At 61.4% G+C, this 13,855-nt stretch carries 14 protein-coding genes; 10 read left to right on the top strand and 4 right to left on the bottom strand.

Annotation, left to right across the window (positions count from 1 at the left end):
* Nucleotides 1–50: 50 nt before the first annotated feature.
* On the top strand, nucleotides 51–509 hold the full coding sequence (locus DT070_RS18275; RefSeq protein WP_122956682.1) for a DUF2721 domain-containing protein: 459 nt from the start codon (nucleotides 51–53) through the stop codon (nucleotides 507–509).
* A 141-nt stretch (nucleotides 510–650) separates the two neighbouring features.
* The gene (locus DT070_RS18270; protein ID WP_228778450.1) at nucleotides 651–1,208 is read left to right on the top strand and encodes an RcnB family protein; all 558 of its coding nucleotides are present in this window, start codon (nucleotides 651–653) and stop codon (nucleotides 1,206–1,208) included.
* Between the two features lie 56 nt (nucleotides 1,209–1,264).
* Here DT070_RS18270 and DT070_RS18265 read toward each other — a convergent pair whose 3' ends face one another.
* Together DT070_RS18265 and DT070_RS18260 are read right to left on the bottom strand one after the other, a co-directional pair.
* A complete protein-coding gene (locus tag DT070_RS18265; RefSeq protein ID WP_153976337.1) occupies nucleotides 1,265–1,828 on the bottom strand; it encodes a hypothetical protein in 564 nt (187 codons plus the stop codon).
* Between the two features lie 111 nt (nucleotides 1,829–1,939).
* Nucleotides 1,940–3,577, bottom strand: a complete 1,638-nt coding sequence (locus DT070_RS18260; RefSeq protein ID WP_122956679.1) for a 4-hydroxyphenylacetate 3-hydroxylase family protein — start codon at nucleotides 3,575–3,577, stop codon at nucleotides 1,940–1,942.
* A 126-nt stretch (nucleotides 3,578–3,703) separates the two neighbouring features.
* Between DT070_RS18260 and DT070_RS18255 the strand changes: the two genes are divergently transcribed.
* The 6 genes from DT070_RS18255 (at nucleotide 3,704) to DT070_RS18230 (ending at nucleotide 9,248) form a co-directional block, all read left to right on the top strand.
* A complete protein-coding gene (locus DT070_RS18255; RefSeq protein WP_122956678.1) occupies nucleotides 3,704–4,327 on the top strand; it encodes a TetR/AcrR family transcriptional regulator in 624 nt (207 codons plus the stop codon).
* A gap of 44 nt (nucleotides 4,328–4,371) precedes the next feature.
* Entirely contained in the window at nucleotides 4,372–4,995 is a 624-nt protein-coding gene (locus DT070_RS18250; RefSeq protein WP_122956677.1) for an isochorismatase family protein, read from the top strand.
* 133 nt (nucleotides 4,996–5,128) lie between these two features.
* The gene (locus DT070_RS18245; RefSeq protein WP_122956676.1) at nucleotides 5,129–5,533 is read left to right on the top strand and encodes a hypothetical protein; all 405 of its coding nucleotides are present in this window, start codon (nucleotides 5,129–5,131) and stop codon (nucleotides 5,531–5,533) included.
* A gap of 75 nt (nucleotides 5,534–5,608) precedes the next feature.
* A complete protein-coding gene (locus tag DT070_RS18240) occupies nucleotides 5,609–6,097 on the top strand; it encodes a DUF1772 domain-containing protein (protein ID WP_122956675.1) in 489 nt (162 codons plus the stop codon).
* Nucleotides 6,098–6,320: 223 nt separating this feature from the next.
* A complete protein-coding gene (locus DT070_RS18235; protein WP_122956674.1) occupies nucleotides 6,321–7,298 on the top strand; it encodes an MDR family oxidoreductase in 978 nt (325 codons plus the stop codon).
* A 36-nt stretch (nucleotides 7,299–7,334) separates the two neighbouring features.
* Complete coding sequence (locus DT070_RS18230) at nucleotides 7,335–9,248, top strand: propionate--CoA ligase (RefSeq protein ID WP_122956673.1); 1,914 nt, start codon at nucleotides 7,335–7,337, stop codon at nucleotides 9,246–9,248.
* A 41-nt stretch (nucleotides 9,249–9,289) separates the two neighbouring features.
* On the opposite strand, the gene DT070_RS21425 is transcribed toward DT070_RS18230, so the two are convergent.
* Nucleotides 9,290–10,021 (bottom strand): DUF6602 domain-containing protein, encoded by a 732-nt coding sequence (locus DT070_RS21425; RefSeq protein ID WP_153976338.1) that lies wholly within the window; start codon nucleotides 10,019–10,021, stop codon nucleotides 9,290–9,292.
* A 49-nt stretch (nucleotides 10,022–10,070) separates the two neighbouring features.
* Complete coding sequence (locus tag DT070_RS18225) at nucleotides 10,071–10,823, bottom strand: hypothetical protein (protein ID WP_153976339.1); 753 nt, start codon at nucleotides 10,821–10,823, stop codon at nucleotides 10,071–10,073.
* 342 nt (nucleotides 10,824–11,165) lie between these two features.
* On the opposite strand from DT070_RS18225, the gene DT070_RS18220 reads away from it, so the two are divergent.
* A complete protein-coding gene (locus DT070_RS18220) occupies nucleotides 11,166–11,630 on the top strand; it encodes a (2Fe-2S)-binding protein (protein WP_122956671.1) in 465 nt (154 codons plus the stop codon).
* 11 nt (nucleotides 11,631–11,641) lie between these two features.
* Nucleotides 11,642–13,801 (top strand): xanthine dehydrogenase family protein molybdopterin-binding subunit, encoded by a 2,160-nt coding sequence (locus DT070_RS18215; protein WP_122956670.1) that lies wholly within the window; start codon nucleotides 11,642–11,644, stop codon nucleotides 13,799–13,801.
* Nucleotides 13,802–13,855 lie beyond the last annotated feature (54 nt).

Here is a 13,855-nt window from a genome sequence, read left to right as displayed (position 1 = left end):
TGAATGACAATAGCGAGCTCGCCAACCCTTCAACCTTCCTGGAGCCCCGGATGAACTTTGCGCCCGACCTTGCCACGGTCACCCACGGCATCCAGCTGGCGGTAGCCCCGGTGTTTTTGCTCACGGCCGTCTCCGGCATGATCGCCGCCGTCGCCGGCCGCCTGGCCCGCATCATCGACCGCGCGCGCTTTCTGGAAAACCGGCTCGAAACCGGCGGCGTGGAAGAGTCCCGCGCCCAGCGCATGTATGCCGAGTTGCGCGAGTTGCGCCACCGCGGCTGGCTGGTCAACATCTGCATCGCCTTGCTGACCTTTTGCGCCATCCTGATAGGCACCACCATCATCCTGCTGTTTCTCGGCGAAACCAGTGAATTGCCGATCCTGCGGATCGCCACGGTGTGTTTTTTGTCCGGGGTGATCTGTTTCTTGCTGGCGCTGGTGTGTTTTCTGGCCGAGACCTTGCTGGCCACACGGCTGCTGAAGTTTGCCGAGCCTTCGCGTTCGGAGTGAGCGCGAAGGCTTGTAACACCACCGGCTCCGGGGAAACTCCTGTCAACGGTGGGCAAATAGACCCGTTGGACATATTGAGGCGTGATATGCGAGCGGGTTACTGCCGCCTGGCCTCTCACCAAAAACTACCGGAGCACCACGATGACAACCCCCACGACAAACACCAGTCCCACCAATGCCTTCTTGCGGAGCCACAGCTTTACGCTCGTCATGGCAGCCGCCTTGGCCTTGGCCTGCTCCTCCAGCTTTGCCGAAAAACCCGAATGGGCCGGCGGCGGCAAAAACAAGGGCAACAAGCACGACCAGGTGGAGCAGTCCGACCAGGGCGATTCCGGCAAGGGCAAGAAGGCGAAGAAAAACAAGCAGGCCGCCGAGGTCAAGGTCGGCGGTTACTTTGTGCCGCAGCAGCGTGTGGTGGTGCAAAACTACTACGGCCAGCAATTCAAGGCCGGCAAATGCCCCCCGGGCCTGGCCAAGAAAAACAACGGCTGCCTGCCTCCGGGGCAGGCAAAAAAATACGCCATCGGCCAGCCGCTGCCGCGTGACGTGGTGTTCTACCCCGTGCCCTCGTCGGTGGTGGTGCAACTCGGCGCACCGCCCGCAGGCCACAAATATGTGCGCGTCGCCACCGACATCCTGCTGATCGCGGTGGGCAGCAACATGGTGGTGGACGCGATCCAGGACCTGGCTGCAATGTGATGTGCGTTGGCGGTGGGCGCGCTTACGGAAGTTCGCGAGCCTTCCGCCCCGAGACCTCAGCTTGCCAGGAAGCCAGCCTTGACCAGTTCCTGGATGATCCTGGCGGTGAATTTTGCAGCGACTTCTTCACCGCCGGGGTTGAGGCTGGAGCCATCCGGAATGCTGACAACCCACTTGGCGCCGTCCCTCGGCTGGACGGTGACTTCAAGCGTGACCTGAAGCCCGGTCTCCGGCAGGTTGCTGGCCTGTATCGGCCGCAGGTAAATGATGGCGTCCCTGCCGCCGGTCACGCCCCGCTGCGAGAGCGCCGCCCGCAACTGGTTCGGTGCATTGACCCGCAAAGACCTCACCATCGGTTCCAGCGCCGCCTCCGCATACTTGCGGTCGTTGTTTCGTTGTTCCGGCGGGGCGAGCCTGGTGGTGGCGAAGGCCAGGCCCATGTTGGGCGGATCCTGAAACACCACATTCGCCGTGGTCAGCCTCTGGTTGTTCACCGGGTTTGACGCGGCATATTTTGTGGCGGGCGTGGCGCAACCCGCCAACACGAGAAGGCTTGCCACGAGGGCTGCGAGGCCGGCTTTCCATAGCGCGGCGTTGTGGGGTCTGATTTTTATCAACATGGATTTTCCGGTGTGAGATGCAGGGTGAAACACCCAGCAAATGTGTGCCCAGTCTTCCCGGAAACGCAGCGGGTTAACCCCTCCCTTGTTTAGAGGGGGAGGCGCACGCGCTCAGTGCCGCGCGATGGTCAACGCAGAAGGCAAGGCGGGCAAATCCACCATCACCGGCTGCCCGGGCGCGGTGCAACCTGTGTCGCAGCACTTGCCGGGCTGGCGGTTCTTCGTGATGGCGCGGTCCGGGTCGTGCGGGACGCCGTCGCCATTCACGCCGCGCTCCAGGATGCGCTCCACCAGTTCCACCTTCGAGCCCACCGGGTAGTTGCGGTAGATCTCCTGCTTCATGGCCGCCGGTGAGCCGCCGCCGTGCAGGCTGATCACGCTGTACCAGCCGCCCTGGTAGCCGGCCGTCAGGTCTTCGATAAAGCGGGCGGTTTCTATGCGCTGCTCATAGGGCACATCGGGGTTGGCGCGCAGCACTTCCGAGAGCTTGGCGCCTGTCTCGGGGTTGTGGTCTTCGTCCGGGCCGGGCAGGGTGACGATCAGGCCGCCGCTCACATAGTGCGCGATGCGGTGCATGTCGTAAATCTTGGTGGCCAGCAGCAGCTTGCCGATGTTGCTGAAGACGGCGTCGGGCACAAAGGTCTTGCTGTGCTCGTCGGGCTTGCCATACACGCTGGCCGCCACGCCGCAGGCGTAAAAACTTTCGGTGATGGTGATCAGCTCGACCATCTGCTCACGCAGATGCGTTTCCTTGCCCGGGTCAAAGCCGTTGGCCTCGCACATCAGTGCGCCCGCTCCAATCAGCAAATCACCGAAGCCGGCGCGCGCGCCTATGCAGGTGTGGCGGTGGTGGGTGGCGTAGCTGTAGGTGAGGTGGCCGGAGTGTTCCCAGGTGCCGTTGCTGCCGTCGTAAAACACGCTCTCCCAGGGCACAAAGACCTTGTCGAACATCACCACGCCGGTGCTCTGGCCGTATTTGCGGCTGAAGAGGGCGGCGCCGTGCTCGACCTTTTCGCCAGGGCGGCCGGCAGGGCGCGCAATGATGGTGATGCCGGGCGCGTCCACCGGCACGGCGCAGCAGATGGCGAAGTCGGCGTCTTCCTGGCCCATGTTGCGGCAGGGCATGACGAGGAACTCATGCACATAGGGTGCGCCGGTCACGATGGCTTTGGTGCCTGAAATCACGATCCCTTTGGCATTGCGCTCGACCACATGCACATAGCTGTCCACGTTGGCCTGCTCATGCGGGCGGCGGCTGCGGTCGCCTTTCGCGTCGGTCATGGCGACGGCGAGCGTCAGGTCCTGGTCTTGCACCCGGTGCAGGTAGTTCAGGAAGCGTGCGGAGTGCTCTTTGCTCCCTTGCGCATCGTCGATGCGCGCCGACACCTGGCCGATGGCGTTGAGCGCGTCGTGCGTGAGGTAGCGCTGGGCGCAGCCGGTCTCCTGGCAGACCAGGCGCACGGCTTCCAGCTTGTTCAGCAGGTCGCCGCTGCTGGTGTTGATATGGCTGAGGCGGTTGACCCGCTTTCCGCTGGTGTGCTGCACCGCCGTCATCAGCGGTGCGTACTGCGGTTTGAGCGCGTAGTCGTACGTCAGCCCAATCGCATTGATGCCGGGGCCAAAGCCTGGCTCGTCGGCCACGCTGCCGACTTGGCGGCCGTCCAGGAACACCCGGGGTTTGTAGCGGCGCAGCGACTCGCGAAAGTCCTTGCCGGACATCAGGCTGGCGGCGGGGGCAGGGGCATTCATGGAGTCTCCTGAATCGTGGTTGAACGTGTGGTTAATTATTTGAACAGTGTTCAAAATTTAAAACAAGTGTTATTTTTCACCCCAATTCAGGGCTTCCGGCGCTGCCTTTGGGCTTACATTTGATCGATGCAAGCCCGACTAGACCGCCAACAGGCCCAAAGCGACTCGCGCCGCAAAGGGGTGCTGGACGCGGCCCGCGCGGTGTTTGACCGCCTGGGCATCGAGGGCGCCAGCATCCGCGAGATCGCCAAGGAAGCCGGCTACACCGCCGGCGCCATCTATTCCTACTTCGAGAACAAAGAGGCGATTTACGGCGCCTTGCTGGCCGAGTCGCTGGAGCGCCTGAACGCCGCGGTGGACGCGGCCGGCAACGATTGCACCGAGCCCGCCGACCTGCTGGAGGCCAAGGCCGACGCCTGGTTCGGCTTTTTTGCGGCCAACCCGCGCGACCTGGACCTGGGCTTTTACCTCGTGCAGGGCATGCGCCCGCGCGGGCTGACGGCAGAGCTGAACTACCAGCTCAACGACCGCTTGCATGACGCCTTGCGGCCCTGCGAAGCGGCCCTGCAGGCCATGGGTTTGAATGCCGAAGACGCCTTGCGCGAAAATACGGCCTTGTTCGCGCACGGTGTCGGTTTGCTGCTGATGAAGCACACAGGCCGTATCCGCATGTTCGGGCAAGACGCCACGTTGCTGTTTGACGCCTACCTGATTGCCCTGGTCGAGCGCCTGCAGCGGCCGTCCGCCTGATTCGCTCTCAGCCTTCCGCCTTCACTCATTTCCCAGGATTTCCCATGCTGCTTGATGCCGACGACTCCCAACTGGTGCTGGTGGACTACCAGTCCCGCCTCATGCCCTCGATTTTTGAAAGCAGCGTGGTGCTGGCCAATGCGCTGCGGCTGGCCCGCATCGCCAAGCTGCTCGACGTACCGGTGTGGGGCACCGCCGAAAACCCGGCATCGCTGGGCCCCAACGTGCCTGAGTTACAGGCCGCCATCGAAGCGGCCGGCGGTAAAACCTTCGACAAGATGTCTTTCAGTGCCGTGGCCGACGGCTTTGGTGAACTGCTGCGCCCGCCCGTGCGCAAGGCGCAGGCCGGCGGCAACGCCCGCAGCCTGCCCAAGCACCTGCAAAAACCCGCGCCCGAACCGGAAGAGGGCCGAAGCACCATCGTCATCGCCGGCTGCGAAGCCCATGTCTGCCTGATGCAGACCGCGCTGGATCTGCTGGAAGACGAGTTTGAAGTCTGGGTGGTGACGGATGCCTGCAGCTCCCGCAGCGAACGCAACCGCGACGCCGCCTTTGACCGCCTGGCCGGCAACGGCGCCGAGCTGGTGACGACCGAGATGGTGGCTTTTGAGTGGCTGCGAACGGCTGAGCATGAGGCTTTCAAGGACGTGCTGGCCCTGGTGAAGTGAGGCACGCCCCTGTCGCGCGGAGGCCGCAGGCCGTGCCGGTGGGGCAAAATGTTGAGAAATAACGGCCCTGACCCGCGAAGTGCCTGGTCTGTGGGCTATTCAGGCATGGATAAAAGTACCACAGGAGCTGCTTATGAGTTGGGACGTATTTGTGGCACGGTACTCGCGCGAGTACGAGGCGCTCGGGGACATCCCCGAAACAGAGTGCTGCATGCCTTTGGGCTCCCGTGCCGAGGTGCACGCAGCCATTTCACAGCACTTTGGCGCCACCGACTGGTCTGATCCCGCGTGGGGAAGGTTCAATTCGCCGCATGGCTCCATTGAGTTCAGCGTCGGTGAAGACAAGCCGAATACCGGGTTCATGATGCACATCCGGGCGTCTGCAGCCGTCGTTCAGCTGATTGTCGCAATGTGTGTTGCGCAGCGCTGGCAGGCGCTCGACTGCAGCACCGGTGAGTTCCTTGAACGAGCCCATAACGCGGCAGCCGGTCTGGAGCGATGGACCGCTTATCGCAACCAGGTCGTGGGTGGCGTATAACAAATCGGTTGGCTAGGACGCGCAGAGGCGTTACCCTGCCAGACGTGAGCACCCTGCGCCCCCCAGCGAGACACCATGCCTGCTGACACCTGGCTGTTTGCACTGACCTTTCTTGCCGCCTTGGGCTGCGCGCTCGTCGCCGGCATCTTCCTGGCGTTTTCCAGCTTCGTGATGGGCGCGCTGGCCCGCATCAGCCCGCCGGCCGGCATTGCGGCTATGCAGGCTATCAATGTGGTGGTGCTTAACCCGCTTTTTCTCGGTCTCTTTATGGGCACGGCGCTGGCGTGCGCCGTACTGTTTGTCTACGCCGTGATGCACTGGCAATCGCCGGCTGCGCTGTACCTGGCAGCAGGCAGCGTCTGCTACGTGCTGGGTACTTTCGGCGTGACCATGGCTTTTAATGTGCCGCGCAATAACGCGCTGGCGCGGCTTGATCCGTCGGCGGCGGAGGCGGTGGGTTTCTGGCGTGGTTATGTGACTGGCTGGACGATGTGGAACCACGTGCGCACGTTTGCGGCGCTGGTTGCGGCAGTGCTGCTCATTTGGGCTTTGACGCGGCTATAAGCGCTTTTCCAGGCAGGCATAAATTATTAATGAAAAGTGGATCTAGCCAAGACCGTGCCTTGGCTTATAGCTATCAAATTAATAGCAAATAGCACCTGTTAAAGGGTCATAACCGTCTTCGTCAGCCAGCTGAAAGCCCGTTATCCATAATTAAGAATTCAGTTTCGCTCTTTTTTCACCTCTTCGGCCCAGCGCAGGCCACCACCTTTCCGGAGACAAACCCGTGTTCAAGTCCCTTCAACTGAGCAAATCCGACGCCGGTTTTTCCGCCGCCATCACGGACACCGACGAAGCGCAGCTGCCCGCCGGCGACGTGCTGGTGCAGGTCGAGTACTCCACCCTCAATTACAAAGACGGCCTGGCCATTACCAACAAGGGGCCGGTGGTGCGCAGCTGGCCCATGGTGGCCGGCATTGACGGCGCGGGCACCGTGCTCGAATCCACCCACGCCGGCTGGAAGGCCGGTGACCGCTTTGTGCACAACGGTTGGGGCCTGGGTGAAACGCGCTGGGGCCTGATGGCCGAGCGTGCGCGCCTGCAGGGCGACTGGCTGGTCAAGCTGCCGGCAGCCTTCACCCCGCGCCAGGCCATGGCCATCGGCACGGCGGGCTACACCGCGATGCTGAGCGTGCTGGCGCTGGAGGCGCATGGCGCCAGGCCGGGCGACGGCGAAGTGCTGGTGACGGGCGCGACTGGCGGCGTGGGCAGCGTGGCTGTCGCGCTGCTGGCCAGGCTGGGCTACACCGTGGTGGCGGCCACCGGCAAGGCCAGTGAAGAGGCTTACCTGAAGCAACTCGGCGCAGCCAGCATCATCGACCGCGCAGAACTCTCGGCCCCCGGCAAGCCGCTGCAAAAGGAACGCTGGGCCGCGGTGGTCGACGCGGTGGGTTCGCACACGCTGGCCAATGCCTGCGCGCAGACGCGTTACGGCGGCGTGGTCACGGCCTGCGGGCTGGCGCAGGGCGCGGACTTCCCGGCGACGGTGATGCCTTTCATCCTGCGTGGTGTGACGCTGGCCGGCATCGACAGCGTGATGGCGCCGCTGGCCAAACGCCAGCAGGCGTGGGATCGCCTGGCCAAAGACCTGGACACGGCGAAGCTGGAGTCCATGATCGAAGAAGTGCCGCTGGCCCGCGCTGCAGAAAAAGCCGCGGACTTGATGTTAGGCAAGGTGCGTGGCCGGGTGGTCGTCAAAATCTGAACGCAGATTCAAGAAAAGAAAACGGAGCCAAAGACAATGACAAGCTACGCAGACTTCTACCGCCAGTCCATAGCCCAGCCCGACGCCTTCTGGACCGAGCAGGCCAAACTGATCGACTGGCACAAGCCCTTCACCCGCGTCTGCAACGACGACAAGCCGCCCTTTGCCCAGTGGTTCGAAGGCGGGCAGACCAACCTGTGCCACAACGCGGTCGACCGGCACCTCAAAGACCGGGCCGACCAGGCGGCGCTGATTTACGTGTCGAGCGAAACCGGTATTGAAAAAACCTACAGCTTCAAAGAGCTGCATGTCGAAGTGCAGCGCATGGCCGCCAGCCTGCTCGCCATGGGCGTGATCAAGGGCGACCGTGTGCTCATCTACATGCCCATGATTGCCGAGGCCGCGTTTGCCATGCTGGCCTGCGCACGTATTGGCGCGATTCACTGCGTGGTGTTTGGCGGCTTTGCCAGCGGCTCGCTCGCCTCACGCATTGACGACGCCACGCCGCGCGTGATCATCAGCGCCGACGCCGGCTCGCGCGGCGGCAAGGTGGTGGCGTACAAACCGCTGCTCGACGAGGCCATCCGCCTGGCCAAGCACCAGCCCGAAGCCGTGCTGCTGGTCGACCGCGGCATGGCGCCCATGACCATCGTGGCCGGCCGCGACCTGCACTGGGAAACCCTGCGTGCCAAATACATGCACGCTCAGGTGCACTGCGAATGGCTGGACTCCGCCGCCATCAGCTACACCATCTACACCAGCGGCACCACCGGCAAGCCCAAGGGCGTGCAGCGCGACACCGGCGGTTATGCCGTGGCGCTGGCCGCCAGCATGAAGCACATCTTTGACGGCCGCGCCGGTGAAACCTATTTCTCCACCAGCGACATCGGCTGGGTGGTCGGCCACAGCTACATCGTCTACGGCCCGCTCATTGCCGGCATGGCCACCATCATGTACGAAGGCCTGCCCACGCAAGGCATGGACCAACAGCCCAACGGCGCGATCTGGTGGAGCCTGGTCGAGAAGTACAAGGTGACCGCGATGTTCAGCGCGCCCACGGCAGTGCGCGTGCTGAAAAAGCAGGACCCGGCCCTGCTGAAAAAACACGACCTCTCCAGCCTGCGCGCCTTCTTCCTGGCCGGCGAGCCGCTCGATGAGCCGACAGCACGCTGGATCAGCGAAGGCCTGAACGTGCCCATCATCGACAACTACTGGCAGACCGAATCCGGCTGGCCCATCATCACGATTGCCAACGGCGTTGAAAAGAAAGCCAGCAAATTCGGCAGCCCCGGCGTGCCCATGTACGGCTACAAGGTCAAGATCCTGCACGAGTCCACCGGCGAAGAGCTGACCCAGCCCAACGAAAAAGGCGTGGTCGTTATCGAAGGCCCGACGCCGCCCGGTTTTATGCAAACCATCTGGAAGGACGACGCCCGCTTCGTCAACACCTACTGGAAAAGCGTGCCCGGCAAGATGGTCTATAGCACCTTCGACTGGGGCATACGCGACGAAGACGGTTATTACTTCATCCTGGGCCGCACCGACGACGTGATCAACGTGGCCGGCCATCGCCTGGGTACGCGAGAAATCGAAGAAAGCATTTCGGGCCACGCTGGCGTCGCTGAGGTGGCAGTGATCGGTGTGGCAGATCAGCTCAAAGGCCAGGTCGCCATGGCGTTTGCCGTGCCCAAGGATTCGGGCGTGCTGGCCGACAAGGCGGCGGCGATGAAGCTGGAGGGCGAAGTCATGAAACGCGTGGACGGTGACCTGGGTGCGGTCGCCCGGCCTTCACGTGTGCACTTTGTCTCAGCCCTGCCCAAAACCCGCAGCGGCAAGATGCTGCGCCGCGCGATTCAGGCCGTGTGCGAGGGCCGGGACCCGGGGGATTTGACGACGATGGACGACCCGGCGGCGTTGCAGCAGATTCGGGATCGGGTGGCGGGCGTCTGAGCCACTGTGATCATGTGGGGTAGGTCGTCCGGGACAAATTCCTAAAGGCCATGTCGCGAAAGGACATGAGCCTCTTTTGATTGCTCGGGAAACCAGATTGTTTGATCATTCTCTTTGTCCGGACTGAGGTGCATAAGTAAGTTATGCACAAAATATCCAGCCGCCATTTCTCGAAGTCGATATGCGTGCCACGATTCGTGCAATTGTCTTGGGCGTTCAGGCGTTGTGTGCCACCATTTAATGAAATGGTCTTCTCCTAGCGCGACATGATCAATAACTCGGTGCATGTCTCCGTTTGCCGACGCTGCTAGGCTGTCGAGAATTCTTTCTGGACGAGAGCCTGATAGCTCGTAAGCAAATAAGCCGGCAAATATATTTCTTCCTCCCGGAGCATGTCTCACAAAACCGGCGGCAGTAGCCAGTTGATCGCTTGCGTCGCGAAAATTCGTAGTTGTCAATTTTGATTTGACTTCGATAATCGCCAAACATGCAGCTGGAGATACAAATACTAAGTCTCCATCCCTATATAGAACCGGATGAGAATTGTCGTGAATCAAAATATCTAATTGAGTGGTGCAACCGGTGGCTGTGACAACAAAACCTCGCCCAACCGAAACAGAAGCTGGAGCGCTTCGGCGAATAATTGATCGAAGAACTGACTCTTTCCATTCTCCATCTGTCGGCCAGTGATGGTCTTCTATCATGTGTCGCACTCGATTTTTTAGAGCATCGAGTTCTGCGGAAATCGACCGAAAATAATTTTCGATTCTCATAAGTAAACCTTGTTACCTGACATAAGCCGCCCGGTATGGCGGAAGTGACTTAAGTTAGAAGATGAGGGGGGAAACGCTGGATTGGACCGCTGTCATAGAGGATCAACCCCGGGAAGGATGGAATTTCTCTCCCCGCGTGATTCGCCAAATCGTAGGGCAAACTTAAAAATCGCCTCATCCAAGAAAGCTGTTCACTCAAAGGAAGTCGGTCAAGACGAGATCCTTCCAGTTTTACTTTCCCTTCCATTTCAATCTCGATTTTGTGATGGACGAACGCGTTTCGTTGTCGCGTCAGTTTTTGCAGTGTTTGATAGAGCGCGGTGTTCTTGGGGAGCGTGTAAGAGGGATGAAATGCTTTAGGGCCGGCAATCCACTTTTCTTTGATTTCAGCGCGCTCCAGCAGACTAAAAAGTTCTTCAGTTCCAGATGTTGCTAGGCCAATTGCGAGAATGGCATTGATCGCTGACTCTGAAAGCGCGTGCGAGAGAAATGCGATGGTTACGTACTCAGCCATAACGCGATCTGTGAAGCGGCGGAAAACTTGATATTCGGGATTCGCGTGCGCACGAATTTGACCGTCAATCAACTTTAGGAGATCTTCCGCTGGAGAGTCTGGATTTAGTGCTTTTAATCTATCCAGTTCAGAGTTGCGATATTCAGCGAAGTCTTGGATGGTTTTAGGTACGAATGAGTGGAATTCCGTCTCCAATTCAGAGAATGGTTCCCATCGGGCCTTCAGTGCAGTCTCGACGAATGCGTAGTCGACGGTGTGAGAAAAAGATAGTTGAGCTTTTTGTTCCATGCTTGAGTTCAGACTTAAGGGCATCATCGGGTTGAAGCAGACCTATGGCGCACCGGTAAACGGTCACATAGCTCAGTTTAGGGAGGCGCAGGAAGAGGCGCCTCCTCTAATTGATGAATCAAATGAACTAATCGCCAATGTCTCATCTTGAGAAAAAGTATTGAGACTTTGTTTCAGCCAAGGGTTTCTACCCAGACACCCCCTAAACCCCAGTCATAGCATGACCTGCGCAAGGCCTTCGGGTAGTCGCTGGGTGAGTCGCTGAACAGCTGACTTTTTGGAGGGGCCTGCCGGATTCTGTGATTACGACGAGTAAGGCAGCGGCTAAAAGGAACCCCCACCATGACAACAAAACTCAACGTGAACGGCCGCGCCGTTTCCGTTAATGCTGAACCCGACACACCCCTCTTGTGGGTGATACGCGATGAGCTGGGCATGACCGGCACCAAGTTTGGATGTGGCGCTGCGCTGTGCGGCGCGTGCACCGTGCACCTCAATGGCAACCCGGTGCGATCGTGTCAAACACCGCTGTCTGCAGCCGCCGGGCAGAAGGTGGCGACGATTGAAAGCCTGTCGCGCAACAACACGCACCCTCTGCAGGTGGCGTGGATCAAACACGATGTGCCGCAGTGCGGCTACTGCCAGTCAGGGCAACTGATGAGCGCAGCGGCCTTGCTCAAGGGCAACAAAAACCCGAGCGACGCCGACATTGATGCGGCGATGAGCGGCAACATCTGCCGCTGCGGCACCTACCCGCGCATCAAGGCGGCGATCAAGGATGCTGCTTCCACGATGCGTAAAGCCTGAGGAGAACGATCATGACTATCACCTCATTGACTTCACTGGTTTCTCCAAACCGCCGCACTTTCCTCAAGACATCGTCCGCGCTGACGGTGGCCGGCGGCGGCTTGATGCTGGGTGTATCGCTGGGTGTTCCGTCGGCCGCGCAGGCGGCCGGAACGCTCTACACACCCAATGCCTGGGTGCACATTGCCGACGACAACACCATCACGCTGCTGTCGGCGCGTTCCGAGATGGGGCAGGGCGTGTACACGTCGATGCCCATGCTGATTGCTGAAGAGCTCAATGTCGATATCCGCAAGATCAAGGTGGCGATTGCGCCTCCGGGCAAGGTCTATACCAATGCACTGCTGGGCGCGCAGATCACCGGTGGCTCGACCTCGGTGCGGGACGGCTGGGAGAAGCTGCGCATTGCGGGCGCGCAGGTGCGCACCATGCTCGTGTCGGCGGCGGCTGCTAAGTGGAACGTCGATGCCTCGACGCTGAAGGCCGAAAACGGCATGGTGATCGGGCCCAACGGCAAGAAGGCGACTTACGGCTCGCTGGCCGAGGCGGCTTCGAAGTTGCCGGTGCCGGAAAACGTGGCGTTGAAAGACCCGAAAGACTTCACCGTGATCGGCAAGCCCACCAAGCGGCTGGACACGCCGATGAAGGTCAACGGCACGGCCGAGTTCGGTATCGACGTGAAGCTGCCCGGCATGGTCTACGCCAGCCTGGAGCAATGCCCGGTCATCGGCGGGAAGGTCACGAGCTTTGATGCAGCGAAGGCCAAAGCCATGCCCGGCGTGATCGACGTGGTGCAGATCCCGGACGGCGTGGCCGTGGTGGCCGACAGCTACTGGCATGCCTACAAGGCGCGCCAGGCGCTGACGGTGCAATGGGACGAAGGCCCGGTCGCGGCCATCAACAACGCCAACATGCTGGACGGCATCCGCAAAGCGGCGGACAGCGGCAAGCTGATCCCGATCGTGCCGGCCAAGGGCGATGCGGCGGGCGCGATGAAGGGCGCGGCCAGGACGGTGAAAGCCGAGTATGTCTCGCCGCTGTTGGCGCACGCCACGCTGGAGCCGATGAACTTCACGGCCGACTTCAAGAACGGCAAGATCCTGCTGATCGGCCCCACGCAGTTCCAGCAGGGTGCCGAGGGCAGTGTGGCGGCGGCGCTGGGCCTCAAGCCTGAAGACATCACGCTGAAGACGACCTTCCTGGGCGGCGGCTTTGGCCGGCGGCTGGAGCTCGACTTCATCGTGCAGGCGGCGCAAATCTCCAAGGCCGTGGGCAAGCCCGTCAAGCTGATCTGGAGCCGCGAGGACGACACCACGCACGACTTCTACCGGCCCATGGCCGTCAACCAGCTCTCAGCCGGGCTGGGCGCCGACGGCAAACCGGTGGCGCTGAATTTCAAGGTGACCTCGCAGTCCATCACGCAGCGCGCCTTTGGCCTGCCCAAGGACACGCTGGACCCGTTCATGGCCGAAGCCGGCGTGATGCCCTACGACATCCCGAACACGCAGTACGACCTGGTGATCCATGACACCGGGCTGCGTGCCGGCTACTGGCGCTCGGTCAGCCATGCGCTCAACGCGTTTGCCAATGAGAGTTTTGTCGACGAGATGGCGCTGGCGGCGGGCAAGGACCCGTATGCCTACCGGATGTCGCTGCTCGAGAAACAACCGCGCTTTGCCAATGTGCTGAAGATGGCGGCCGACAAGGCCGGCTGGGGCACACCGCCGCCGGCGGGCCGCAGCCGCGGCATCGCGCTGATGGAGGGCTACGACACCTACATGGCGCAGGTGGCCGAGGTCTCGGTGAAGGACAACCAGATCACCGTGCACAAGATCACCACCGTGGCCGACCTGGGCCGCATGGTCAACCCCGACACGGTGCAGGCGCAGATCCAGTCGAGCATTGTGTTTGGCCTCTCGGCGGCGCTGAACAACCAGATCACGCTGGACAAGGGCCGGGTGCAGCAGACCAATTTTGGCGACTACCCGGTGCTGCGCATGCATGAGTCGCCGGTGATGGACATCACGCTGGTGCCCAGCACCGAGAAGCCCGGCGGCATTGGCGAGCCGGCCACGGCGCTGGTGGCGCCGGCGGTGGCCAATGCGGTGTTTGCCGCCACCGGCAAGCGCGTGCGCACGCTGCCGCTGAATGACAACCTGGCCAAGGCGTGAGGGATTGACGCCAGGCCGGGGCGCCGAAGGACGCGGGCTGCTAGCATTTGACGC

The organism is Polaromonas sp. SP1, from assembly GCF_003711205.1.
Lineage (GTDB): Bacteria > Pseudomonadota > Gammaproteobacteria > Burkholderiales > Burkholderiaceae_C > Polaromonas.
This window is presented reverse-complemented; position numbering and strand designations above follow the sequence as displayed.